Origin of the sequence: Psychroflexus planctonicus (assembly GCF_014640195.1) — a bacterium.
Taxonomy (GTDB): Bacteria; Bacteroidota; Bacteroidia; order Flavobacteriales; family Flavobacteriaceae; genus Psychroflexus; species Psychroflexus planctonicus.
Genome location: NZ_BMGM01000001.1, coordinates 236,580 through 262,284, shown reverse-complemented (window position 1 = coordinate 262,284; position 25,705 = coordinate 236,580). Strand labels below are relative to the sequence as shown.

The following is a 25,705-nucleotide window of genomic DNA, read 5'->3' as shown; positions in this document are numbered from 1 at the left end:
TTAACGCGATACAAATGCATAACTTCAGTATAGCCAAGTTTATCCTAGTTTTATTAGTGTTTTGCTCTCTTAGCACCTTCGCAAAAGCCGAAAGTGATGGCGGGGCCGTAAGTTCAAAGTCTGAAATTGATGCATACATAGATCATCACCTTCAGGATTCTTACGATTATAATTTTTGGAGCGATGGTGAAACTGGTGAGCATTTTGGTTTTCCTTTACCTATAATTCTTATAGATGATGGTTTGAAAGTTTTTTTATCTTCAAAATTTCATCATGGTGAAACCGTTGCTGAAGCTGATGGAGAATATTATAAAATTTACCACGGTAAAATTTATAAAACAGATGCAGAAGGAACAATTACCTTAGGTGAAGAAAACCATCCTACTAACAGCAAACCGCTTGACTTTTCTATTACTAAAAATGTAGCTACTATGATATTGACATCAATATTATTGTTGTTCATGTTTGGTGGTTTAGCCAAAAACTACAAGCATTCTAAACTGCCTAAAGGCTTTGGACGTGTTTTAGAGCCGTTGGTAATTTATGTAAGAGATGATATTGCAATTCCTAATATTGGTGAGAAAAAATACAGAAACTTTATGGGTTTCCTATTAACCGTATTTTTCTTTATTTGGATATTGAATTTATTAGGGATGACGCCACTTGGTGTAAATGTTACCGGAAATATCGCTGTTACAGCTTGTCTAGCCTTATTTACTTATGTAATTACACAATTTAGTGCGAATAAAGAATACTGGAAACACATTTTCTGGATGCCAGGCGTTCCCGTACTAATGAAAATTATTTTAATTCCTATAGAGTTATTAGGAACCTTGACGAAGCCATTTGCTTTAATGATACGTTTGTTTGCAAATATTACTGCAGGCCACGTTGTTATTATGAGCTTAATAGCTTTAATATTTGTAGGAAATAACATTTATGCAGATACTTCAATTTCATTGTTGTTGGCATTGTTTATTTCTGTAATTGAATTATTGGTAGCTTTTTTACAGGCTTACATCTTCACAATGTTATCGGCATTGTTTATTGGTTTAGCAGTAGAAGAGCATGATCACGCTCATGATGAGCATGCAACAAAAGAAATTATTTAATTGTTAACTATATAAATTGTAAACTATGGAAATTCCACTATTAGTAGGAGCAGGATTAATTGTAATCGGAGCAGGTATGGGTCTTGGAAAGATCGGAGGTTCTGCCATGGAAGCTATTGCGCGTCAGCCAGAAGCTTCAGGTAAAATCCAAACCGCCATGATTATTATTGCAGCCTTATTAGAAGGTTTAGCATTCGCAGCTCTAATCTTAGGTAAAGCTTAAGAAAATGAAAAAATCAAACCGTATGTAACGATTGGTTACAGCGGTTTGTTTTAACATTAATCTGAACAATTTTTATAATGGAGAAGTTAATAAATGATTTTAGTTTCGGCTTGTTTTTTTGGCAGGCAATTATATTAGTAATATTAATATTCTTACTAAGAAAGTTTGCTTGGAAACCTATCTTAGATAGCTTAAATTCTAGAGAAGAAAGCATTCAAAATGCATTGGATGCTGCAGACCGTGCCAAAGAAGAGATGATGAATCTCAAAGAAGATAACAAGCAAATGCTAAACGAAGCAAGAGAACAACGTGACCAAATGTTACGTGATGCTCAAGCCATGAAAAAGCGTTTGTTAGAAGAAGCAACTGAAGAAGCTGGAAAAAAATCTGCTGAATTGCTTACCAAAGCACAAGAAACCATTCAAGCAGAAAAGAAGGCAGCAATTAAAGAATTAAAATCTCAAGTGGGATTGCTATCACTTGATATTGCAGAAAAAGTTATTAAAGCAGAATTGAAAGATGATAAGTCTCAAAAAGCTTTAGTAGAAAAAATGCTAAAAGAAGTACAACTTAATTAATAAGTTACAAAATGAGTAAATCTGCTGCAAAACGTTACGCTAAAGCTATCTACAGCATTGCTGAAGAGAACAACAATACCAAAGCTATATTTGAAGATATGCAGTTGGTTGCATCTACATTATCTGAAAATAAAAACTTGAAAACTGTTTTTAGTAGCCCAGTTATTTCAGTTGAACAAAAGCTTAATGTTGCAAAAGAAGTATTTAAACAATTAAATAAATCTGCCCTGCAGTTAATTGAAGTTCTTGCAGCTAATGGAAGAATACAATTGTTGGGTCTTGTTGCTAATGTATTTATTGAACAATATGAAGATGCGCACCAAATACAGCGTGCTAAAGTTACTTCAGCAGTGCAACTAGATGCTAAATTAGAAAAAGAAATTCAAGATAAAATAAAAGAATTAACTGGCGCAGAAGCAGAACTAGATATGCAAGTAGACGAAAATCTACTCGGTGGTTTTGTATTGCGAATTAAAGATATGCAGTTTGATGCAAGTGTAATTAATCAGTTACATAGAGTAAAAAGACAATTAGTAAATTAATTAAGGATAAAGGTAGAAATACCCATTTAATAGAACAAGTTATGGCAGAGATTAAACCTGCTGAAATTTCAGCAATTTTAAAGAAACAAATTTCAGGATTTTCATCAGAAGCTTCATTAGACGAAGTAGGAACAGTACTTCGAGTAGGCGATGGTATTGCCAACGTATATGGCTTATCTAGCGTACAATATGGCGAGCTAGTTGAATTTGAAGGTGGTTTGCGCGGCATGGTGTTAAATTTAGAAGCAGACAGCGTTGGTGTTGTACTTTTAGGTTCATCTACTGGCGTTAATGAAGGTGATGTTGTAAAACGAACTAAATTGATTTCTTCTATTAAAGTTGGAGAAGGCATTACCGGAAGAGTTGTAAATACACTAGGTATTCCTATCGATGGAAAAGGCCAAATTGAAGGTGAAACCTTCGAAATGCCAATCGAGCGTAAAGCGCCAGGGGTAATCTTTCGTGAGCCTGTAACTGAACCTATGCAAACCGGTATTAAAGCTATTGATGCAATGGTTCCTGTAGGTCGTGGTCAACGTGAGTTGGTTATTGGTGACCGTCAAACAGGTAAAACAGCCGTTTGTATTGATACTATTTTAAATCAAAAAGAATTTTACGATGCAGGTGAACCTGTTTACTGTATATATGTTGCTATTGGACAAAAAGCATCTACAGTTGCTGGTATTGCTAACCTTTTAGAAGAAAAAGGAGCACTTGCTTATACCACCATTGTTGCTGCAAATGCATCAGATCCAGCACCAATGCAGGTGTATGCTCCGTTAGCTGGTGCAGCTATTGGTGAATATTTTAGAGATACAGGTCGTCCAGCTTTAATTATCTATGACGATTTATCTAAACAAGCTGTGGCTTATCGGGAAGTTTCTTTATTATTAAGAAGACCTCCAGGACGTGAAGCTTATCCAGGTGATGTATTTTATCTACACTCTCGTTTATTAGAGCGTTCTGCAAAAATTATCAATGACGATAAAATTGCAGCTGAAATGAATGACCTTCCAGAATCCTTAAAAGGAAAAGTAAAAGGTGGTGGTTCATTAACTGCACTCCCAATTATTGAAACGCAAGCGGGAGACGTTTCAGCATATATTCCAACCAACGTAATTTCGATTACCGATGGTCAGATTTTCTTAACTTCAGATTTATTTAACTCGGGTGTTCGTCCAGCAATTGATGTAGGTATTTCTGTATCTCGTGTAGGTGGTTCTGCTCAGATCAAGTCTATGAAGAAAGTTGCTGGTACACTAAAATTAGACCAAGCTCAATATCGCGAATTAGAAGCTTTTGCTAAGTTTGGTTCAGATTTAGATGCTTCTACTCAGAATACCATTGAAAAAGGAAAACGTAATGTTGAAATTTTAAAGCAAGCAGAATCGGATCCGTTCCCAGTAGAAAAGCAAATTGCGGTAATTTATGCGGGTACTAAAAACTTGATGCGTAAAGTGCCAATTGAAGATATCAAATCTTTCGAAAAAGATTACTTATCTTTACTAGATGCACAATACCGTAAAGAACTAGACATTTTAAAGTCTGGAAAAATTAATGAAGAAATTACAGACGTTTTAGAGAAAGCAGCTAAAGAAGCTGCTGCAAAATACGTAGATTAAGCTTATAGTAAGCACTCTGTAAAAGAAGTATAATGGCAAATTTAAAAGATTTAAGAAATAGAATCAGCTCGGTAGGTTCAACTATGCAGATAACCAGTGCAATGAAAATGGTTTCTGCTGCAAAGTTGAGCAAAGCTCAGGATGCAATTGCTAAAATGCGCCCGTATGCTGATACACTTAAGGAGCTTTTACAAGATTTAAGTGCGTCTTTAGACAATGAAGCAAACAGCCCATTCACCGTTGAACGTGAAGTGAAAAATGTATTGATTATTGCTGTTTCTTCAAATAAAGGTTTAGCAGGTGCTTTTAATTCTAATATTGTAAAACAAGTTAAAACTTTAGCTACAGGTAGATTCAAAAATGAAAAAATTTCATTAGCGGTTATAGGTAAAAAAGCATACGAAGTCTTAGATTCAAAAAGTTACATTATAGATTACCATAATGAAGAACTTGTAAATCATATAGACTACAAAGAGGTTGCCAGCTTTACTGAGAAAATCATGAAAGATTTTGAAGCTGAAACTTATGATCAAGTAGTTTTGGTTTATAATCATTTCAAAAATGCAGGTACGCAAATTGTACTAACTGAAGATTTTCTGCCTATCAAGCAAGATATGCTAGATGCTGAAGCAGAAACAAATCAAATCGACTACATCTTCGAACAAGAAAAACAAACTATTGTTGAAGAGTTGATCCCAAAAGCATTAAAAATGCAGTTGTTTAAGGCGCTACGTGATTCTATAGCATCTGAACACGGAGCTAGAATGACTGCTATGCACAAAGCAACTGATAATGCTAAAGAGTTAAGAGACGATTTAAAATTATCTTACAACAAGGCACGACAAGCTGCAATTACCAACGAAATTTTAGAAATTGTTGCTGGTGCAGAAGCACTAAGCGATTAACTATTTTTATTTTGATATGTAAAGACCCAGCTCAACAAGCTGGGTTTTTTATTTTTACCCCTTTTACAGTCAGTCCATTCCATTTTATTCTTCGTTAAATAAATGGTAAAGCATATTTTTTTGATAGTAATACTATTAAATTTGTAAGTCTTATTTTCAATATGGAACAACTACTAAGTAATATTCGTATTCAGATCAATGAAAATCTGTATATCAAGGATCCAGAAAGTTCAAATTTGGGTTCACAAATAGTAACACAAGGTATAGAGCTAATCAAGGAAATTGGATTTGAGCAATTCACTTTTAAGAAACTGGCCAAGCGCATTCAATCAACAGAAAGTTCGATTTACCGATATTTCGAAAACAAACACAAATTTCTTTTGTACATAACTTCTTTGTATTGGAGTTATATGGAGTATCGTTTAGTTATCGCTACCAATTCCATTCAGGATTGTACTCAAAAGTTGATGAAAGCTATTGAAATAGTTACAGGAACTCCAGAAAATCTAAGTCTTAGCCTTGCTATTAATCAGCTTGCTTTGCGAGAAATTGTTATTGAAGAATTTACCAAAGCTTACCATAACAAAGCAGTTGATGATGAAAATAAGAAAGGTTTCTTTCAGGTTTACAAACGTTTGGTGTTTCGTTTAGTCGAAATGATTCAACATGTAAATAAAGATTATCTTTACCCTAGAAGTTTAGCATCTTCTGTAATAGATGGCGCATTGCATCAACATTATTTAGCCATGCATTTTCAAAACATAACCGATTGCGATAGTGAAGAAAAAACTTGTCAATTTTTCAAAAACATAGTATCTAACCAATTAAACTTAGCTACAAATGAGTTCAACTAAAAACAACAATAATCCGACTCCACTAAATAGGTTGTTTAAATTACTCAAATTTGAACTAAGAACTATTTATTTAATTTTAGGATACGCTGCATTTGCTGGAGTAGTTTCATTATCGCTACCATTAGGTATTCAGGCAATTATTAACTTTATTCAAGCGGGTGAATTTAGGATTACCATGATTGTACTTATCAGTCTTGTTTTAGCCAGTGTTATTTTTGCGGGATTATTAAATTACATGCAAATGCGGGTTGCGGAAGATTTGCAACAACGCTTGTTTACCAAGTCTTCCTTTGAATTTATATACCGTTTCCCTAGAATTATTTATACGGCTTTTGGGTCAAATTATCCGCCTGAGTTAGCCAATCGTTTTTTTGATACCATGACCATTCAAAAAGGCGTACCCAAAATGTTAATCGATTTTTCCACAGCAGGCGTACAAATTCTTTTTGGTCTTATTTTACTTTCTTTTTATCACCCATTTTTCATTTTATTTGGTGTTTTTTTAGTGGCGTTGATGTACGTGGTTTTTAACTTCAGCGCGCCAGAAGGTGTGCGGACCAGCTTAATACAATCTAAGTATAAGTATGAAACAGCACATTGGATTGAAGAAGTAGCCAGAAATACAGATAGTTTTAAAGTGTCTGGAAGTTCTAAATTGGCTTCATCAAAACATGATGATATTGTAATTAAATACCTTAATGCTAGGGAAAATCACTTTAAAATTTTACGCTTGCAATTTTTTAAAATGATTGGTTTTAAAGTGCTCGTTATTGGTGCTTTACTTATTATTGGTGGATTACTTGTGGTAAACCAACAAATGAATATCGGACAGTTTGTAGGTGCCGAAGTAATTGTTATTTTGATGGTAAATTCTGTTGAGAAATTAATTCTGGGACTGGAAAATGTGTATGATGTATTAACAGGCTTAGAAAAAATAGGTAACGTTAACGACCTTAAACTAGAACGTTTTGATGGTACAACACCATTTGATCCTGGAACAGATTTAACCATAGAATTAACTAACCTAGGTTTAAAATACAAAGGCGCTAAGAAAAAATCTCTAGAAGGACTAAATTTGACTATTCAACCAAAGGAAAGAATTTTTATAGATGGTACTTCTGGTTCAGGGAAAACAACTCTTTTAAAAGTGGTTTCAGGTCTTATCTTACCAACGGAAGGAGATTTCTTTATCAATGATATTACATTTAATAACATACAAATAGATCATTACAGAAGTTTTGTAGGTCACTCTTTAATTGGTAATTTTCCGTTTGAAGGAAGTATTAGAGATAACATTACATTTAACAATCCAGATGTTAAAAAAGCAGATTTGGATTGGGCAATAGAAAAGTTGAATTTAGGCCCGTTTATTAAGTCGCAAAGTTTAGGGATAGATACTAATATTGCTACACAAGGAAGAAATATTCCGTATACCGTTGCCAAAAAAATAATGCTGGCAAGAGCGATTGTAACCAAACCCAAATTATTGGTTTTAAAAGATCCGTTGGTCGAATTTCAAGATGGTGAAATTGATGAAATCATGGATTTCTTGTTCGAACCAACTAACCCATGGGCAATCATAGTTGTAAGCAGAAATAGTAAATGGATTAGCAAGTGTGATCGAAAAATTTACTTGGATAAAGGCAAAATAGTTGAATCTTAATTGTTGTAATCATGTTACATATTTCAAAAAATAAAATAAAAATAAGAGAAGATTACAATAAATTTAAAGCTGTAAAATTCTCTTCAGACGATAGGCGATATAACAGTTTCAATAAATTTGTTATTGCTTTATTTATCATTATTTTCATCATCTTATTTTTGCCTTGGACGCAATTTGTACGTGGAAATGGAAGCATTACTACTTTACGACCTGAACAACGCCCACAGTCTATACAATCGGCTATTCCTGGTAGAATAGAAAAATGGTATATTCAAGAAGGAGATTATGTACAAAAAGGAGATACCATTGTACATATTTCAGAAATAAAAGACTCCTTTTTCGATCCAAATCTTTTGGCAAGAACAGATGCGCAAGTAAAAGCAAAAGGCTTTTCGTTTGAATCCTACCAAAATAAAGTACAAGCACTTGACTATCAAATAGCCGCTCTTAGAGAAGAACGAGACCTTAAACTCGAACAAGCGGAAAACAAACTATTGCAAGCCAATTTAAAAGTACAAAGCGATAGTATTAATTTTGAAGCATCTAAAATTCAACTGGGTATTGCAGAACGTCAGCTTGAACGAACACAAACTTTAGAAAGCGAAGGCTTAAAAGCCTTAACTGAGCTCGAACTTAAAAAGATAAAATACCAAGAAAGTTTAGCTAAAATCATTTCTCAAGAGAACAAACTTTTAGAGAGCAAAAACATGGTTTTAAACGCACAAATAGAAATTACTAGTATTAAAGCAGGATATAAAGATAAAATTTCTAAAGCTGAAAGTGAACAATTTACGGCATTGTCTAATCAAGCAGACACGGAGTCACAACTATACAAACTAGAGAACGAATATGCTAACATTAGCTTTCGCCGAACACTTAAATATGTTGTTGCACCTCAAGACGGTTATATTAATCGATCCATTCAACAAGGTGTTGGTGAAACTTTTAAGGAGGGCGCGACAATTGTAACTATTATGCCATCAGACATAGATTTAGCAGTAGAAACTTTTGTAGATCCAATCGATTTGCCTTTAATACATGTTGGTGAAGAAGTACGAATTATTTTTGACGGTTGGCCATTTATATTTTTCTCAGGTTGGCCAAATCTTTCGTATGGTACTTTTGGTGGAGAAGTTGTTGCTATTGAACGCTTTATTAGCCCAAATGGTAAATACCGGGTTTTAATTGCTCCCGATCCAGATGAGCCGGACTGGCCAGAACCCATAAGAGCAGGAACAGGAGCGCGCTCTTTTGCTTTGTTAAATAATGTACCGGTTTGGTATGAATTGTGGCGACAAATCAATGGATTTCCACCCGATTATTATCAGCCAGAAGTAGATAAAACAACCATTAAAAAATAAATTAATGAAGAAATACTTCATTGTATTCTTATTTATTTACTCGGCTATTTTGACCGTAAATGCTCAAGAGCAACCCGATAACAATGTGGGTTTAGACTTGAGTTTGCAAGAGTTTTTAGCCTATGTAAAACTATATCATCCAATTGCAAAACAATCGGAGTTAAAAATTACTGCGGCTGAGGCAAATCTTATGAAAGCGCGAGGAAATTTTGATCCTAAAATAGTGGGAGACTATCAAGGAAAAGATTTTAAAGATACAGATTATTACCAAATTTTTAATGCAGGATTAAGTATTCCTATTTGGTTTGGTTTAGATATAAAAGCAGGCTACGAAAAAGCTGAAGGAGGGTTTTTAAATCCTGAACGCAGTGTTCCCGAAGATGGTTTATACAAAGCAGGAATTTCCTTGCCACTTGGTCAGGGTTTGTTTATCAATGAGCGTATGGCCACGCTTAAAAAAGCGAAAATAGTTCAAAATTTAAATCAGGCAGAGCGAGATTTAAAAGTAAACGAAGTCTTATACAAAGCCACTTTAGCCTATGTAGATTGGTATCAGGCTCAGCAACAAGTAGATATTTTTGAAGAATTTTTAGATAATGCAGTAATCCGTTTTCAAGGAATTAAACAAAGCGCTTTACAAGGTGATATTCCTGTTATTGATACACTTGAAGCCAAAATAATTGTTCAAAAAAGAGATTTAAGTTTAGAAAAGTCACGCTTAAAATTAACCCAAACTAGGTTGAAACTTTCTAATTTTTTATGGTTAGAAAACGACGTTCCTCTGCAATTGGACCCAGGAATATTACCTGCTGAGTTGAATGAATTGAGTATTGACAATGTTTTGGGGACCAATTTAATACAACTAGAACAATATGATGTAGAGCAGCATCCTTTGCTTCGTTTTTTAAGTTCTAGTATAGAATCTTTAGAAGTAGACAGGCGTTTGGCAGCAGAAAGATTGAAACCAAATTTAGATGTTGAATACAATTTTTTAAGCGAACAACCCGAACAATTTAATTCCTTTACGCCCAATAATTACCAAGCAGGTATTTCCTTTAGTATGCCTTTATTTTTAAGAAAAGAACGCGGTGATTTGCGTTTGACTAAAATTAAAATTAGGGATGCAGAGTTAGAATATGAATTTCAAAATCTCGAACTTAGAAATCAAATAGAAGCCGCACAAGAAGGAATAAGTTCGTTTGAAAGACAGTTGGTTACTATACAGCAAATTGCTACTAATTTTGATGATTTACTAACGGCAGAAGAACGTAAATTTTCTTTTGGTGAGAGTTCTGTGTTTTTAATTAACTCTAGAGAACAGCAACTCATCGATGCTAGATTAGAACAAATAAAAGCCAAAGCTCGTTTGTTTGAATCGAAAGCTTTGTTGTTTAACTTACTAGCTAACGAGATTTTAGTAGAATAATTAGGATTTTTCACATTTTGATTTAAAAGCATCAAACATACATTAGCTATTGATGTTTTTACATAATCGTTTTCTATTGTGAATTCTGAATATTTATTTTCTTATTCCAAAAAGCTAATGGCAAAATGCGGAAGACCTAGCCCAGATAGAAGCGGATATCCCGCAGCCTTTTTTGGTGTAAAACAACTGGTCTAGCAGCGACCTAAGAAGCTTCTAGACCAGTTAAAGTTTTACTAGAAAAAAGGGAAGGCATAGCAGCGGATAGCTGGAAATTGCTTCTTATTTACCTTGTACTTCCAGTAGTCGTTTTACGTATTTTCCTATTACGTCGAATTCTAAATTAACTACATCGCCTTCATTTAAGTTGTTGAAGTTGGTGTGTTTGTAAGTATATGGAATAATAGCAACACTAAAGTTATTTAAACCGCTGTCTACCACAGTCAGACTTACACCGTTAATGGTTATGCTGCCTTTTTCTATGGTTACGTTTTGTTGTTTCGGGCTGTAAGAAAAACTAAAAAACCAGCTGCCATCTTCTTCTTTTACCGAAGTACAAGTTGCCGTTTGGTCTACGTGACCTTGTACAATATGTCCATCTAAATGCGCATTTAAACGCATACCGCGTTCAAGATTTATAGCTGTGTCAACTTTCCAATCGCCTAAATTGGTTTTGTCTAAGGTTTCTTTAATAGCTGTTACTTGATACGAATTTTCGTTACAACCTACTACGGTTAAACAAACGCCGTTGTGTGCAACGCTCTGGTCAACTTTCAATTCGTTGGCAAAATTGGCTTGTATATTAAAGTGGTAGTTGCTACCTTCTTGCGTAATGTGGGTAACTTTTCCCACTTCTTCAATTATTCCTGTAAACATTTCCTTGATTATTTAGTTACCTTTGTACTGCAAAAGTAATTGAAATAGACTTAGCACTTTCTTTTTCGCAGCTTACTTAAGTTCGATTTAAGAAAAAGCAAAACAAAAATTAAAACATAAGATGAGCACGAATAAACCCATTAAAGTTGGAATAAGCATTGGAGATTTAAATGGCATAGGACCCGAAATTGCCTTGAAGGCCTTTGAAGACATCCGCATGTTAGACTTTTGCACTCCTGTAATTTTTGCCAACGTAAAAATGCTTTCTTTTTTTAAAAAGTATTTTAATTTAGAAATTAGATTACACGGTATTCCGCATTCATCTAAAGCAGTAGATGGAAAGGTAAATGTGGTAAATGCGTGGAAATCTAACTTTAAAGTGAATTTTGGTGAAGAAGATAAAGTAGCAGGTAAATATGCCGTTCGCTCTATTGAAGTTGCCACGGAAGCTTTAATTAACAAAGAAGTTGATGTATTGGTAACTGCGCCCATCAATAAAAATAGCATTCAATCTGAAGAATTTACTTTTCCAGGACATACAGATTATTTTGCTCAAAAGCTGAAAGGAGACAACATGATGTTTATGGTTTCAGAAAAATTGAAAGTGGGTTTACTTACGGACCATGTTCCTGTTAAAGATATAGCATCGCATATTACACCGGAGCGCATTCAAAAGAAAGTGGAAATTATGAGTCAGTCGCTTCAACAAGATTTTGGAATTGTAAAACCTAGAATTGCTGTTTTAGGAATCAATCCACATAGCGGCGACAACGGCGTAATTGGAGACGAAGACCAATTGGTGTTGAAACCAACGATACATAAAATAAACGATTTAAAGGGCGAATTGGTTTACGGACCTTATGCAGCAGATAGCTTTTTTGGTTCTAAAAACCATGAAAATTTTGATGCCGTCATCGCTGCTTACCATGACCAAGGATTAATTCCGTTTAAAACCTTGGCTTTTGGAAAAGGAGTCAACTTTACCGCAGGGATGAACCGCATTAGAACTTCGCCAGACCATGGAACCGCCTTTGATATTGCTGGTAAAAATCAAGCAGACCCGAGTTCATTCTTACAAGCGGTTTACATGGCAATTGATATTTATAAAAATAGAATGAGCTATATGGAAATGAATAAAAACCCTTTACAAATAAAGCCTACAGCAAGAGAAAATCAAGGCTCTAAACATAATTAAACTAACAACTTGTAGTTTGTAATTATTTTTTATATTTGCAGGCTCAAAACTGATGTCGTGAAGAAGGTATTTAAAGATTACACAATTCCGTTTGTGGGATTGAAGATTGGAAAGCACCAGTTTGAATATGAGATAGATAATTCGTTCTTTGAACTTTTTGATTACCAAGAATTCAATGCAGCTGATGTAAAGGTGAATTTGCTTTTAACCAAGAAGGCAAATATGCTCGAGCTTGATTTTGATGTGGATGGTAAGGTGAATTTAAACTGTGACCTTACGTTAGAGCCTTATGATCAAGAAATTGAAAATGACTTGAACATAGTTGTGAAGTTTGGTGATGATTACGAAGAAGTAAATGAAGAACTTCTTATTTTGCCACATGGCGAGTTTGAAGTTGAAGTTCAACAGTATATTTATGAAGCTGTTGTGCTTGCACTTCCGGCTAAACGAGTTCATCCAGGTGTTGAAGATGGAACTTTAGATTCTGAAATTTTAAATAAATTACAAGAACTAAAGCCACAAACCAGTGACCAAAAAGAAGAAACAAAAGACGAAGACGAAATAGACCCAAGGTGGGACAAGTTAAAAGGATTATTAAAAGATTAATACATAAGAGCAATGGCGCATCCAAAGAGAAAGATTTCCAAAACAAGAAGAGACAAGCGTAGAACGCATTACAAAGCAACTGCACCACAAGTAGCTTTAGATTCTACAACAGGTGAAGCACACCTTTACCACAGAGCACACTGGTCTGAAGGTAAATTGTATTACCGTGGACAAGTGCTAATCGATAACACAGAAGAAATAGAAACAGAAGCTTAAATTTAAGCTTATTGTTTGTAGAACATACAGCTCCCATTTCTGGGGGCTTTTTTTGTTTGTTTCACGGATTGCAAACCCGAGAGTACATGAACGACAACTTTCATGATTAACTGTCATGCCGCACTTGATGCGGCATCTTTTAACTAAACCCAAAAAGGCGCCGTACATCGACTCTTGCCGATTACGGCATGACAGTCTCAATTGGATGGTTTTATGGATTTTGATTTATCAGCTTTGCTTGCCATCTCAACATGACATTCCTGATGTGATAATTAGAAGTGAATAAATGCGAAGTAGCAAACAACGCATAGCTTTGAAAATCCTTTAGGTTTTATTTCTGTATCTGGAAATCCCTATTTCAAATACAAGCGCTTCTTTTTGTAATCAATAATAGCTTTGCCTGCATTGAGAATGTCTGCGCCAATTATTCCGTGAATTACTTCAGATTCGTGTTCTACCAAGGCTTGATTAACATGAGTCATGTCAAACAACACCAAATTGAATTTACTATACGTCCAATTTCCGATGTTCAGACTGTTTTTTGTAGAAGATCGCGTTAACATATTAGTTGCTCCAGCTCCAGCAGCTCTTACTTTACTGTCTTCTGTAAGCAATTTAAAGTAATCTGCATATTTAAAATCTACGCACGAATTGGAGGCGCCAGTGTCTAAAATAAAATCGCCACTTACATTATTTATGGTACACGTAAGTTGCAGATGTTCAGTAGCAGTTGTGGTTAATTTTATTAAACTATATTTTTTTTGAAGAAGAAATTGCTTTAACGAAGACATTTTTAGTTTTTTTGGCAAATATAGCCCTTGCATTTCAATAAATTTGCCATTATGACTTTAACAGATACACACACGCATTTATATAGTGAACAATTTGATGCAGACCGAGATGAAGCGATACAGCGTGCCATTGCAAATGGTATAGAGCATTTTTACATTCCAGCTATCGATTCTTCGTATACAGAAGCTATGTATAACTTGGAAAAAAACTATCCAAATCGGGTTCAATTAATGATGGGCTTGCATCCTACTTCAGTAAGAGAAAATGTAGAAGACGAATTAAAACACATCAGAGCACAACTTGATCAAAGAAAATTTGCTGCCATTGGAGAAATTGGAATCGATTTGTATTGGGATAAAACAAAATTAGATTTGCAAATTTCAGCTTTCAAAAAGCAAATACAATGGGCAAAGGAATTTAAGCTGCCTATTGTTATACATTGCAGAGAAGCTTTTGATGAAGTTTTTTCGGTTTTAGAAGAAGAAAAAGACGATGATTTATATGGAATTTTTCATTGCTTTACAGGCACTTTTCAACAAGCTGAAAAAGCCATTGAGTTAGGAATGAAACTAGGAATAGGAGGTGTTGTTACTTTTAAAAATGGTAAAATCGATCAATTTTTAGATCGTATTTCATTAAGAGAAATTGTTTTGGAAACCGATTCGCCTTACTTAGCTCCAGTACCTTTTCGAGGGAAAAGAAACGAAAGTAGTTACTTATTAAATGTAGCCAATAAAGTAGCTGAAATTTATAATGTAAGTATTGAAGAAGTGGCAAGAATAACTACTCAAAACGCGAAAAATATATTTAAAAATTATGGGTAACAACAACACTTCAACTATTTTATTAATCTACACCGGCGGTACTATTGGTATGATCAAAGATGCCAATACGGGTAGTTTGAAGCCTTTTAATTTCAACAAATTGCTGGAGAATATTCCTGAACTCAAGCTTTTGGAACATCATATAGAAGTTACCAGTTTCGAAAAACCAATAGATTCTTCAGATATGAGCATTGAAAATTACATAAACCTTGCTGGAATTATTGAAGAAAATTATACTCAATACGATGGTTTTGTAATTTTACATGGTAGCGATACCATGTCGTATACTTCTTCTGCGCTTTCATTTATGTTAGAAAATTTATGTAAGCCTATAATTTTTACAGGCTCGCAGTTACCCATTGGAGATTTACGTACCGATGCAAAAGAGAATTTAATTACCAGCATTCAAATTGCTGGATTAAAACGAAACGGAAAAACCATTATCAACGAAGTGGGTTTATATTTTGAATACAAATTGTATCGTGCCAACAGAACAACTAAAATTAATGCAGAACATTTTGAAGCTTTTGCCAGTTTAAATTATCCAGCTTTAGCAGAATCAGGAGTAAATTTAAAAGTAAATGAAACAGCTTTGCTAAAGGTTAACCGAAGAAAAAAATTAATTGTTCATAAGGAATTAGAAGATGCCATATTAATTATAAAAGTGTTTCCTGCAATAAATGAAGCAACTTTAGCCCATCTTTTACAAAACCCAAATTTAAAAGGAGTTATTCTAGAAACCTTTGGCAGCGGTAATGCAAAACTAAATCCTTGGTTTATTAAATTAATAAAACAAGCCATACAAAATAATATACCCGTAGTTAACGTTACACAATGCAGTGGGGGAAGCGTAAATATGGGGAAATACGAAACTAGTGAAGGCTTGACCAAAATTGGGGTTATTTCTGGTAAAGACATTACCACTGAAGCAGCTGTAGCTAAGTTAATGTATTTATTGACCAAAAAATTAGGTAAAAAGGTTTTTCGTACTATTTTTGAAACATCATTACGCGGAGAATTATCATAAAAATGTTCTTATATGCTTACTATATGGTCATTTTTGAATTATAATTAAATAATAACAAGATAATCTAGTAATTTTTTTTGCTGTTTATTTATATAAACATAAATTTACGGCCGTTAAAGAGAGGTGGCCGAGTGGTCGAAGGCGCACGCCTGGAAAGTGTGTAAACGCCAAAAGCGTTTCGAGGGTTCGAATCCCTTCCTCTCTGCTTTTAAAGAATAAACAATTATTTATATATTTAACCCAAATTAAAACAAGTACTAATTTAAGACAAACAACAATGAAAAGACTATTTTCAATTTTAACCATTGCTGGTTTATTTTTCGCAAGCACTTCGATGAGTGCAAATATGTATTTCGAAGAAGCAAATACATCAACAATTTTGTTACAAGAAGATGAAATGACAGAAGAAGATGCTTCAGACGAACAACAAGAAGCTGCTGCTGAAACAGATTCAATTGAAGTAGAAGAAACAGCTGAGGCTGCTGTTGAAGAAGTAGAAGAAGTTGCACAAACTGCTGAAGTTGAAGAAGAAGAAACCTTAGGCTTTCACCAAGAATTAAAGAAAAGATTTATTGAAGGTGGTCCTGGATTTATGGGGATTGTACTTTTATGTTTAATCTTAGGTTTAGCAATTGCTATCGAACGTATTATTTACTTGAATTTAGCAACCACAAACACTAAAAAATTATCTGCTAATGTAGAAGACGCTTTAAATAGCGGTGGAGTAGAAGCGGCTAAAGAAATTTGCAGAAATACAAGCGGACCAGTTGCATCAATCTATTACCAAGGTTTAGACAGAATGGACGAAGGCGTTGATGCTGCTGAAAAAGCGGTAGTTGCTTATGGTGGAGTTCAAATGGGACAGTTAGAGAAAAACGTTTCTTGGGTTTCATTATTTATTGCACTAGCACCAATGCTTGGATTCATGGGTACAGTAATTGGTATGATTAAAGCATTCGATAAAATTGAAGCAGCAGGAGATATGCAGCCATCACTAGTTGCTGGTGGTATTAAAGTTGCACTTCTTACAACTGTATTTGGTCTTATTGTTGCTATTATATTACAGATTTTTTACAATTATATTGTAGCAAAAATTGACAATATTGTTAACGATATGGAAGATGCTTCTATCACGTTAATCGATTTACTAGTAGCACACAAAAACAAATAATACTTTATTATGAGTAAGTTTTTAAAAATATTTAAAATCGTAGTAGGTGTTTTAGGAGCTATTCTGTTTTTCAGAATCCTAAACACTGGAGACGATGCCTTAGAAGCAGACACCGCATTGCAGTCTAGCGTAATATCACCCCTAATGTATGTAGCCTATGCTATCTTACTATTGTGTGTAGTTTCTGTATTAGGCTTTGTAATTAAAGGTCTGTTTTCTGGAAATGTAAAAAACACCTTGATAGGATTAGGTTCCTTCTTGGTAATCTTAGTAGTTTCCTTCTTAGTGTCTGAAGGACAAGAAACTGCTTTAAGAGACGGAGAAGTTTTATCTGAATACGGTTCACGTTGGGTAAGCGCAGGTTTAACTATGTTTTACATCTTAGTTGGTTTAGCAATAGCTGCTATTGTTGCTTCTAATGTGAAGAGTTTAATGGCAAAATCTTAAATTATGGCTAGAAGAAACGCACCAGAAGTTAATGCAGGATCTATGGCAGATATTGCTTTCTTGCTTTTAATTTTCTTCTTGGTTACTACCACTATTGAAACCGATAGCGGGATAAGCCGTAAGTTGCCACCAATAGATGATACTGATCAAGAAGATGTCACTCTTAAAGAAAGAAACATTTTTGAAGTCTTGGTTGATGATGCTGGAAATATTCTTGTTGAAGATAAACTAATGGAAGTAGAAAATCTTCGTGAAGCAGCTATCCAGTTTTTAGATAATGGAGGTGGAAAAGGAGATGAAGCTTGTAATTATTGTAGAGGAGCAAGAGATCCAGATTCTTCAGATAATCCTGTTAAGGCTGTAATCTCACTTCAAAACAACAGACAGACCAAGTATAAAAATTACATCACTGTGCAGAATGAATTGGTTGCAGCTTACAACTTTTTAAGAAATCGAGAAGCTAAGCGTTTGTTTAAAACTGATTTTACAGCGATGGAAGCGGCTTATAACGATCCAGAATATCCTAAAAATAAAAAGGAGAAACTGGAAGAGCGTATAAAAATTATCAAGGAAATGTATCCTCAAAAACTATCTGAGGCAGAACCTAAACGTTAATAACCTTAAAAACATAAACTTTAGAACCTATGTCAAAGTTTAAAAAGAAAGGCGATGGTGGAACGCCAGCAATTTCAACCGCATCTTTACCCGATATTGTATTTATGCTACTTTTCTTTTTTATGGTGGTTACCGTTATGCGTGACACCTCCCTGAAAGTTCAAAATGTTCTGCCTTTTGCAGATCAGACTGAAAAATTAGATAAAAAGGATTTGGTCATGTATATTTATGCAGGTAAACCATCAGAAAGATATCAACAACAATATGGCTCTGAAGCTAGAATACAGTTGAATGATAAGTATGCATCAGTTTCAGATATACAACAATTCATTTTCGAAGAGAGACAATCTAAGAGAGAAGAATTAGTTCCATATTTAACAACTGCTTTAAAAGTAGACCAAGAAACCAACATGGGTTTAGTATCTGATATTAAACAAGAATTACGTAAAGCTGAAGCTTTAAAGATTAATTATACCACTAAACAAGGTAATTCCCTTGCGAATTACGAATAGTTAGTACTTGTTAGTTTAGTGATATTATAAAAGCTGCTTTCTTGGAAGGCAGCTTTTGTATTTTATAAAAGAAGCTCTCTTTTCGCTTATCTTTGAATTATGAAGTATTTGTTTGTAGTATTTTTATTTATCAGTCTTTCAGGATTAGCTCAGGAGCAAACTGAACGCATAGATTTAAGCACACCAGATTCATTGTACAGAGAAGACCAGCTGTATTTTGGATTTCATATTAATTTAATGAATAATATTCCAGAAGCTTTAAGTCAGTCTGGATTATCCGGTGGTATTATGGGCGGTTTTATAAGAGATATGCCTATCAATAAACGAAGAAACTGGGCAATTGGTTTAGGTGCTGGTTTATCTGCAAACACCTATGGCCATAATCTCTTAATAACTAAAGACGAAAATAGCAGAGGTGTTTTTCAAGTATTAGATAGAGATGTTACTGAATATTCTTCTAATCGATTTTCAACTTATATTGCCGAAGTTCCTATACAGTTGCGTTGGAGAACATCAACCCCTGAAGATCCTTCATTTTATAGAATTTATGCTGGCTTTACTTTAGGATACTTGTATCATTTTAGAACAAATTTTAAAAGTCCAGAGCAATCAATCCGTTATTCCAGTATTTCAGAATTAAATAGATGGCGTACAGGTGTACATATTTCCTTCGGAAGTAATTTTGTAAATTTTCATGTGCAGTACAATTTTAATCCGCTTTTTGATGCCCAAATCCAAGACTCTCAAGAAGATGTAGGTATTGAGATTTTAAAATTCGGGTTTATTTTTTACATGCTGTAAGCCTAAAAAATTAAGTTGAAAAAATATAATTGTGGTAAGGCACCAATCAAAGCACCTATAATTAATTCAAAATAAGAGTGGGCTCTTAGGTGTAATCTTGATGAAGCCACCCAACCAATTCCAAATATCAACCCAGCTATTATCAATAAATCAAGTTGGTAAAAATGATACATATAAGCTACCATAAAAAAGGTAAGGCCAATTATTGCAGACATATGTAAACTTACTTTAAAATTGATAAAAGTGAGCAAACAAGCCATTATGCCCGTAAAAAAAATTCCTGAGAAAAAGTAAAATAGGACCTGTGCTTTTTCAGCACCAAACACAAAATTGACCATAAATGCCGCAATACTGGTAAAAAATAAAACAGGCAGCCTTCTTTCTTTTGCCTTAGGCATTTGGTAACTACTAATTATTTTAAATTTCTTTAAAGTAAATAAAAAGGACATGGGTAAAAATATAGTTAGCGTTGCTGTGGCAAGAATTTGAGCAATAACAAACTCAGAAGTATACAAGCCTGTTGTGCTTAAAAAATAATACAAAACACCAGCTAAAGGCAGCCAAATTGGATGAAAAAAATAAGAACCAAAAGTTAAAAAATGCTTCACTAGATTTCTTTTCTTAATCTGGCAACAGGTACATCTAATTGTTCTCTGTATTTAGCAACGGTTCTTCTTGCTATAGGATATCCTTTCTCTTTAAGTAAACTGGCCAGTTTAGCATCTGTATAAGGTTTTTTCTTGTCTTCCTTTGCAATTGTATTTTCAAGAATTTTTTTTATTTCGCGAGTAGAAACATCTTCTCCTTTATCATTTTTCATCGATTCAGAAAAGAAAACTTTTATCAGTTTTGTACCGTAAGGTGTATCTACATATTTGCTATTTGCCACACGAGAAACCGTTGAAATATCCATGTCTATTTCTTCAGCAATGTCCTTTAAAATCATGGGTTTTAAATTTCGTTCATCACCCGTTAAAAAATATTCTTTTTGGTGATTCATTATAGCACTCATGGTTACAAATAAGGTTTCTTGGCGTTGTTTAATAGCTTCAATAAACCATTTAGCTGAATCTAGTTTCTGTTTGATAAAAAATGCGGTCTGCTTTTGCGCTTTTGTTTTTTCTTTACTTTCTTTATACGTTTTAAGCATGTTAGCGTAATTCTTAGAAACATGCATCATGGGTACGTTTCTCGAATTTAAACTCAATTCTAAATCGCCATCTTTAATTTTAATACTAAAGTCGGGAATTACATGCTCAACCATTTTAGTTCCACCACCATAAGATGCTCCAGGCTTAGGATTTAAACTTTCAATTTCTTCAATTGCATCGCGCAAGTTGTCTTCGCTAATGGAAAACTTTTGCATCAATTTGGTGTAGTGTTTTTTAGCAAACATTTCGAATGCTTCATCGATGAGTTGTAAAGCCAGTTCTACAGATTTTGTTTTTTCTTTACGTTGAAGCTGTATCAATAAACACTCTTTAAGATCGCGAGCTCCAACACCAGCCGGATCTAAACTTTGTACTTTTTGTAGAACTTTAAGTAACTCATTTTCATCTGTGTAAACGTTTTGGGTAAAAGCCAAATCATCTAATAAATCTAATGTGTTTCTGCGTATGTAGCCAGCATCGTCTATACTCCCCACTAAAAACTCAGCTATTTTAGCTTCGTTTTCTGTAAAACTATAGGTTTGTAATTGCGTATTTAAATATTGTGTAAAGCTAATTCCAGATGCATACGGGATACTTTTTTCATCATCATCTGGAGAATAATTATTTGCATATAGTTTGTAGTCAGGGACTTCATCATCACTTAAATATTCATCAACATCAAATTCAGTTTCAATTACATCGTGATCTTCATTTTGATCTGTATTGTCAAAATCATCAGCAGCATCATCTTTTTCTTTTCCAGATTCTAAAGCTGGATTTTCTTCAAGCTCTTGTTTAATGCGTTGCTCAAAAGCAATAGTTGGAAGCTGTATCAGCTTCATCAACTGGATTTGCTGAGGCGATAGCTTTTGCGATAGTTTTAAATTGAATTGTTGCTTGAGCATTGTTTAATTTGATGTTTACCCAAATATAATTAATAATTAGTAATCTTTTACAGCATTTGTGTTGAAAAGACAATAAAAAAAGCCGCCAAAGAAGCGACTTATTTTTTTAAAATTCTGCATTTAGTGGTGTTCTAGGATAGGGTATTACATCTCTGATGTTGCCCATTCCAGTAGCAAATAAAACTAGTCTCTCAAAACCAAGTCCGAAGCCACTATGTTTGCAAGTTCCAAACTTTCTTGTTTCTAGGTACCACCACAGTTCTTCTGGATCTATATCTAGTGCTTTCATCTTTTCAAGAAGCACATCGTAACGTTCTTCTCTCTGAGAACCACCTACTATTTCTCCAATACCTGGAAACAAAATATCCATTGCGCGAACTGTTTTGCCGTCTTCGTTTAAACGCATATAAAATGCTTTGATGTTTGCGGGATAATCGAACAATATAACAGGACATTTAAAGTGTTTTTCAACTAAATAACGTTCGTGTTCACTTTGTAAGTCTGCTCCCCATTCTTCAATTATATATTGAAATTTCTTCTTTTTATTGGGTTTTGATTTTTTTAAAATTTCTATGGCTTCCGTATAGCTTACTCTTTTGAAATTGTTTTTCAATACAAAATCAATTTTTTCTCTTAAAGCCATTGGAGAGCGTTCTGCTTGCGGTTTGCTTTTTTCATCTTGTAGTAAACGTTCTTCGAGAAAGGCTAAATCGCTATCGCATTCTTTTCTAATGTAGGATAAAACGTATTTTATGAAGTCTTCAGCTAAATCCATATTTCCATCCAATTCACAAAAAGCTACTTCAGGCTCAATCATCCAGAATTCTGCTAAATGTCTTGATGTATTTGAGTTTTCTGCTCTAAAAGTAGGACCAAAAGTATACACCTTGCTCAAGCCCATGGCGTAGGTTTCTGCTTCTAACTGACCACTAACGCTCAAGTTAGTTTCTTTACCAAAAAAGTCTTCTTTAAAGTTAACGCTACCGTCTTCGTTTTTAGGAATATCTGCTAAATCAAAATTGGTAACTTTAAAAGTTTCACCAGCGCCTTCTGCATCAGATCCAGTTATAATTGGAGTGTGGACATAATTGAAGCCATTTTCGTTAAAATATTGGTGAACTGCAAAAGACAATTTTGAGCGCACTCTCATGATGGCACCAAAAGTATTGGTTCGCACTCTCAGGTGTGCTTGTTCTCTTAGTTTTTCTAGACTATGGCGTTTTGGTGATAAAATGGTTTTACGCACATCTTCTGGATCAGCTTCACCTAGAATTGTGAGCTTTTCAACTTGTATTTCTACGCGTTGACCACTGCCTTCGCTTTCTTTTAAAGTTCCTTGTATGCAAATAGCTGCACCTGTGTTTATTTGATTTAAAACGGCTTCGTCCATGCTTTCAAAATCTACTACGCATTGCAAATTCTCTAAACAAGAACCGTCATTTAAAGCTATAAACCTATTGCTCCTAAAAGATCTTACCCAACCTTGACATTCAAACTCTTTTAATAAATCATTGCTATTAAGAATTTCTTTTATATCTGCTTTTATCATTTTTCGGATAATTTTAGCCGCAAATATACTTTTTTAAAGCCCTTTCAGCAAGACAAATTGTGCTTTATGCGCGGCACTCAAAATGTAATGAATTGATAAAAACCTAGATGTAAAAATGAATTTTAACATAAAATGCTAAAAAATACCCATTATTGGGTATGCTAGTTTAGAAAAATAATCTCTACATTTGGGTATTGCTGAATAAGTTTTAGGGGTATTTCTTATTCAACCTTTAAAAGCCTAGATTTTAATTTCTAGGCTTTTGTTATTTTCCCCCTTGTTCAGAAATGTTTTGTTCGTCTTCTTCACTATCAATAATTTTCATTTGTGGTTCCTTCAATGTTTTTTTATTGGCAATGCTTCTTTCTAAAGAAAGCAAAAGTGAAGGTAAAAGCAATAGGTTAGCTAACATGGCAAACAATAAAGTAGCTGAAACTAGACCACCTAAAGCAACTGTACCACCAAAACTAGAGATCATGAACACTGAAAATCCAAAGAAGAGTACAATAGAAGTATAAAACATGCTCACCGCCGTTTCGCGTAAAGCAGGGTAAACCGATTTTTTAATTTTCCAATGGTTTGCTTTTAGTTCTTGTCTATACTTGGCCAAGAAGTGAATGGTATCATCTACACTAATTCCAAAAGCTATACTAAATACCAGAATAGTTGATGGTTTTATAGGAATACCCAGCCAACCCATCATACCAGCCGTCATTAACAGGGGAAGTAAATTTGGAATTAAGGAAATTAAAATCATTCGGAAAGAACGAAACATCCATGCCATGAATATTGCAATAAGTAAAATGGCCAACCCAAGTGATATAATTAAATTTTTAACCAAATAGCGCGTTCCTTTTTGAAAAATCAAGGCTTTTCCAGTGATGCTCACTTCAAATTGTCCATCTGGAAAAATTTTGTTGATTTGAGGCCAAAGTGTAGCTTCAATTTGCTCCATTTCTTCTGTACCTACATCTTTCATAAAGGTTGTCATCCTTGCATATTGCCCAGTTGAGTCTATGTAAGCAGCAAATCTATTTTCGTCATTGTCCAAACTTTTAATATAAGGAGCTATGAAATTTTGTTCTTGTCGTGTAGGTAATTGATAATATTTAGGATTATTATTATAAAAACTCTGCTTGCTATACTTGGCAACATCTACTATAGATAAAGGTCTAGAAAGCTGTGGTAAATCTGTAATAATTTCAGAAAGTTTTTCCATTTTCTGAATGGTAGATAGTTTGGTCACACCTTGTGGTCGCTTGGTATTTATCATTATTTCTAAAGGCATGATGCCATCAAATTCTTCTTCAAAAAATTGAATGTCTTTAAAAAACTCTGCCTTCTGTGGCATGTCTTCTAACAAGCTGCCAGAAATTCTGATATTAAAGATTCCAATTATACTAATGGCTAAAACTCCTACTGAAACAAAATATATACTTACGCGATTAAATCTCACTTTGGCTTCCATCCAATCTACAAAACCTTCAATCCATTGTTTGCCAAGATGCCTAAGGTGCTTGTCTTTTGGAGCCGGCATATAGCTATAAATAATAGGAATAATAAGTAAGCTGAGTAAGAAAATAGAAAGAATACAAACCGAAGCAACAACTCCAAACTCGGTTAATAATTCACTTTGTGTAAAAATAAAAGTGGCAAAACCAGAAGCAGTGGTTAAATTGGTCATTAAAGTGGCATTCCCAATTTTGGTAATCACCCGCTGCAAAGACTTAGCCTGATTTCCGTGCTTTTTTATTTCTTGTTGATACTTATTGATTAAAAAGATGCAATTTGGTATACCAATTACAATAATTAAAGGTGGAATAATGGCTGTTAATACCGTAATTTCGTAACCAAACCAGCCTAAAAATCCAAAAGCCCACATTACACCAATTACAACGGTAAGCATAGAAATAAGCGTTGCTCTGTAGCTTCTAAAGAAAAAGAAGAAGATAAATGAAGTTACCAATAAAGCTGCAATTACAAACCATTGTATCTCATCTACAATATTTTTGGAATTGAGCGTACGGATGTATGGCATTCCTGAAACATATAACTTGATGTTGTGTTGTTCTTGAAAACTTTCAATAAAAGGAACAAGGTCTTGAAGCACAAAATCTTTGCGTTCCTTTTCGTTAACAATGGCCTTATCAAGGTAAATTGCAGTTTGAACAGTATTCGATTTTTTGCTGTAAACCAAACCTTCATAAAACGGCAATTCTTCAAAAAGTTGTTTTTGGTAAGCTAATAAATCTTCTTCGTTTTCAGGGTTTTCGGGATAAGCTGCAATAAATTCAAAAGATTTTTGTTCTTCATTTTTTTGTAGCTTTTGAAGGTTTCCAATACCAATACTGTATTCTACTTCTGGATATTTTTCTAATGAATCTGCCAGTTGCACCCAAGCAGAATACTTTTCTGGAGTAAATAAATCCGCATCTTTAGTAGCTATAACAATTAAATTTCCTTCGTCTCCAAATTTTTCTAAAAAACCTTGATATTCTAGGTTAATTGAATCTTTATCGGGCAATAAGTTAGCTTCGGTATGAGAGAATCGCATTTTACTCCAATGCGATGATAAAAAGATTGTACTAGCTATTAGCAGTACAATAATCAAGATTCTATTTCTTAATATGAAACGAGCAACGGTATTCCAAAAACCAAATGTAAGTAACTTCAACGCTATGTTTTAAAAAGTTCGCAAATTTATTAAAACCAATGCAATGTAAGTGAAGCTTTCG

Annotated in this window: 26 protein-coding genes and 1 tRNA gene; 21 read left to right on the top strand and 6 right to left on the bottom strand. The window is 34.1% G+C overall.

Annotated elements, in window-relative coordinates; genetic code table 11:
- Positions 1-14: 14 nt before the first annotated feature.
- The 10 genes from atpB to IEV72_RS01225 all read left to right on the top strand — a co-directional run bounded on the left by atpB (position 15) and on the right by IEV72_RS01225 (position 10,286).
- Entirely contained in the window at positions 15-1,112 is a 1,098-nt protein-coding gene (gene atpB, locus IEV72_RS01270; RefSeq protein WP_188457261.1) for a F0F1 ATP synthase subunit A, read from the top strand.
- A gap of 25 nt (positions 1,113-1,137) precedes the next feature.
- The gene (atpE, locus tag IEV72_RS01265) at positions 1,138-1,335 is read left to right on the top strand and encodes an ATP synthase F0 subunit C (protein WP_188457260.1); all 198 of its coding nucleotides are present in this window, start codon (positions 1,138-1,140) and stop codon (positions 1,333-1,335) included.
- 77 nt (positions 1,336-1,412) lie between these two features.
- The gene (locus IEV72_RS01260; protein WP_188457259.1) at positions 1,413-1,913 is read left to right on the top strand and encodes a F0F1 ATP synthase subunit B; all 501 of its coding nucleotides are present in this window, start codon (positions 1,413-1,415) and stop codon (positions 1,911-1,913) included.
- Positions 1,914-1,924: 11 nt separating this feature from the next.
- A complete protein-coding gene (atpH, locus tag IEV72_RS01255) occupies positions 1,925-2,455 on the top strand; it encodes an ATP synthase F1 subunit delta (RefSeq protein WP_188457258.1) in 531 nt (176 codons plus the stop codon).
- 41 nt (positions 2,456-2,496) lie between these two features.
- Positions 2,497-4,077: a F0F1 ATP synthase subunit alpha gene (atpA, locus tag IEV72_RS01250; protein WP_188457257.1), complete on the top strand. Its 1,581-nt coding sequence runs from the start codon at positions 2,497-2,499 to the stop codon at positions 4,075-4,077.
- 32 nt (positions 4,078-4,109) lie between these two features.
- On the top strand, positions 4,110-4,982 hold the full coding sequence (gene atpG / locus IEV72_RS01245) for an ATP synthase F1 subunit gamma (protein WP_188457256.1): 873 nt from the start codon (positions 4,110-4,112) through the stop codon (positions 4,980-4,982).
- 161 nt (positions 4,983-5,143) lie between these two features.
- Positions 5,144-5,836 (top strand): TetR/AcrR family transcriptional regulator, encoded by a 693-nt coding sequence (locus tag IEV72_RS01240; RefSeq protein ID WP_188457255.1) that lies wholly within the window; start codon positions 5,144-5,146, stop codon positions 5,834-5,836.
- Positions 5,823-7,499 carry a peptidase domain-containing ABC transporter gene (locus tag IEV72_RS01235; protein WP_188457254.1) on the top strand — a complete coding sequence of 559 codons (1,677 nt, stop codon included), beginning with the start codon at positions 5,823-5,825 and terminating at the stop codon, positions 7,497-7,499. Before IEV72_RS01240 ends, IEV72_RS01235 begins: the two co-directional genes overlap by 14 nt.
- An 11-nt stretch (positions 7,500-7,510) precedes the next feature.
- Positions 7,511-8,860, top strand: coding sequence for an HlyD family secretion protein (locus tag IEV72_RS01230; protein ID WP_188457253.1), 1,350 nt, complete (start codon positions 7,511-7,513; stop codon positions 8,858-8,860).
- Positions 8,861-8,864: 4 nt separating this feature from the next.
- Positions 8,865-10,286, top strand: a complete 1,422-nt coding sequence (locus IEV72_RS01225) for a TolC family protein (protein ID WP_188457252.1) — start codon at positions 8,865-8,867, stop codon at positions 10,284-10,286.
- Between the two features lie 279 nt (positions 10,287-10,565).
- On the opposite strand, the gene IEV72_RS01220 is transcribed toward IEV72_RS01225, so the two are convergent.
- The gene (locus tag IEV72_RS01220; RefSeq protein ID WP_188457251.1) at positions 10,566-11,159 is read right to left on the bottom strand and encodes a riboflavin synthase; all 594 of its coding nucleotides are present in this window, start codon (positions 11,157-11,159) and stop codon (positions 10,566-10,568) included.
- A gap of 121 nt (positions 11,160-11,280) precedes the next feature.
- Between IEV72_RS01220 and pdxA the strand changes: the two genes are divergently transcribed.
- Genes pdxA through rpmF form a run of 3 tightly spaced genes read left to right on the top strand, consistent with a single transcriptional unit; the run spans position 11,281 to position 13,176 of the window.
- Positions 11,281-12,354 carry a 4-hydroxythreonine-4-phosphate dehydrogenase PdxA gene (gene pdxA, locus IEV72_RS01215; protein WP_188457250.1) on the top strand — a complete coding sequence of 358 codons (1,074 nt, stop codon included), beginning with the start codon at positions 11,281-11,283 and terminating at the stop codon, positions 12,352-12,354.
- A 57-nt stretch (positions 12,355-12,411) separates the two neighbouring features.
- A complete protein-coding gene (locus IEV72_RS01210; protein ID WP_188457249.1) occupies positions 12,412-12,960 on the top strand; it encodes a YceD family protein in 549 nt (182 codons plus the stop codon).
- 12 nt (positions 12,961-12,972) lie between these two features.
- Positions 12,973-13,176 (top strand): 50S ribosomal protein L32, encoded by a 204-nt coding sequence (rpmF, locus tag IEV72_RS01205; protein ID WP_188457248.1) that lies wholly within the window; start codon positions 12,973-12,975, stop codon positions 13,174-13,176.
- A 353-nt stretch (positions 13,177-13,529) separates the two neighbouring features.
- On the opposite strand, the gene IEV72_RS01200 is transcribed toward rpmF, so the two are convergent.
- Entirely contained in the window at positions 13,530-13,967 is a 438-nt protein-coding gene (locus IEV72_RS01200; protein WP_188457247.1) for a retropepsin-like aspartic protease, read from the bottom strand.
- Between the two features lie 51 nt (positions 13,968-14,018).
- Between IEV72_RS01200 and IEV72_RS01195 the strand changes: the two genes are divergently transcribed.
- The 8 genes from IEV72_RS01195 (at position 14,019) to IEV72_RS01160 (ending at position 19,365) form a co-directional block, all read left to right on the top strand.
- The gene (locus IEV72_RS01195; RefSeq protein ID WP_188457246.1) at positions 14,019-14,792 is read left to right on the top strand and encodes a TatD family hydrolase; all 774 of its coding nucleotides are present in this window, start codon (positions 14,019-14,021) and stop codon (positions 14,790-14,792) included.
- Entirely contained in the window at positions 14,785-15,819 is a 1,035-nt protein-coding gene (locus IEV72_RS01190; protein WP_188457245.1) for an asparaginase, read from the top strand. Before IEV72_RS01195 ends, IEV72_RS01190 begins: the two co-directional genes overlap by 8 nt.
- 117 nt (positions 15,820-15,936) lie before the next feature.
- Positions 15,937-16,024 (top strand) — tRNA-Ser (locus IEV72_RS01185).
- 72 nt (positions 16,025-16,096) lie between these two features.
- A complete protein-coding gene (locus IEV72_RS01180) occupies positions 16,097-16,990 on the top strand; it encodes a MotA/TolQ/ExbB proton channel family protein (RefSeq protein ID WP_229731755.1) in 894 nt (297 codons plus the stop codon).
- Positions 16,991-16,999: 9 nt separating this feature from the next.
- Positions 17,000-17,437 (top strand): hypothetical protein, encoded by a 438-nt coding sequence (locus IEV72_RS01175; protein WP_188457244.1) that lies wholly within the window; start codon positions 17,000-17,002, stop codon positions 17,435-17,437.
- Between the two features lie 3 nt (positions 17,438-17,440).
- Positions 17,441-18,052, top strand: coding sequence for an ExbD/TolR family protein (locus IEV72_RS01170; RefSeq protein ID WP_188457243.1), 612 nt, complete (start codon positions 17,441-17,443; stop codon positions 18,050-18,052).
- Between the two features lie 29 nt (positions 18,053-18,081).
- Positions 18,082-18,564 carry an ExbD/TolR family protein gene (locus IEV72_RS01165; protein ID WP_188457242.1) on the top strand — a complete coding sequence of 161 codons (483 nt, stop codon included), beginning with the start codon at positions 18,082-18,084 and terminating at the stop codon, positions 18,562-18,564.
- A 99-nt stretch (positions 18,565-18,663) separates the two neighbouring features.
- Entirely contained in the window at positions 18,664-19,365 is a 702-nt protein-coding gene (locus tag IEV72_RS01160) for a porin family protein (RefSeq protein ID WP_188457241.1), read from the top strand.
- Positions 19,366-19,367: 2 nt separating this feature from the next.
- Here IEV72_RS01160 and IEV72_RS01155 read toward each other — a convergent pair whose 3' ends face one another.
- The 4 genes from IEV72_RS01155 to IEV72_RS01140 form a co-directional block, all read right to left on the bottom strand.
- Complete coding sequence (locus IEV72_RS01155) at positions 19,368-19,973, bottom strand: hypothetical protein (protein ID WP_188457240.1); 606 nt, start codon at positions 19,971-19,973, stop codon at positions 19,368-19,370.
- The gene (gene rpoN / locus IEV72_RS01150) at positions 19,973-21,421 is read right to left on the bottom strand and encodes an RNA polymerase factor sigma-54 (RefSeq protein WP_188457239.1); all 1,449 of its coding nucleotides are present in this window, start codon (positions 21,419-21,421) and stop codon (positions 19,973-19,975) included. The genes IEV72_RS01155 and rpoN overlap by 1 nt, the downstream gene beginning before the upstream one ends.
- Before the next feature lie 106 nt (positions 21,422-21,527).
- Positions 21,528-22,970, bottom strand: a complete 1,443-nt coding sequence (gene asnS, locus IEV72_RS01145) for an asparagine--tRNA ligase (protein ID WP_188457238.1) — start codon at positions 22,968-22,970, stop codon at positions 21,528-21,530.
- A gap of 265 nt (positions 22,971-23,235) precedes the next feature.
- Positions 23,236-25,524, bottom strand: a complete 2,289-nt coding sequence (locus IEV72_RS01140; protein ID WP_229731769.1) for an efflux RND transporter permease subunit — start codon at positions 25,522-25,524, stop codon at positions 23,236-23,238.
- Between the last annotated feature and the right edge of the window lie 181 nt (positions 25,525-25,705).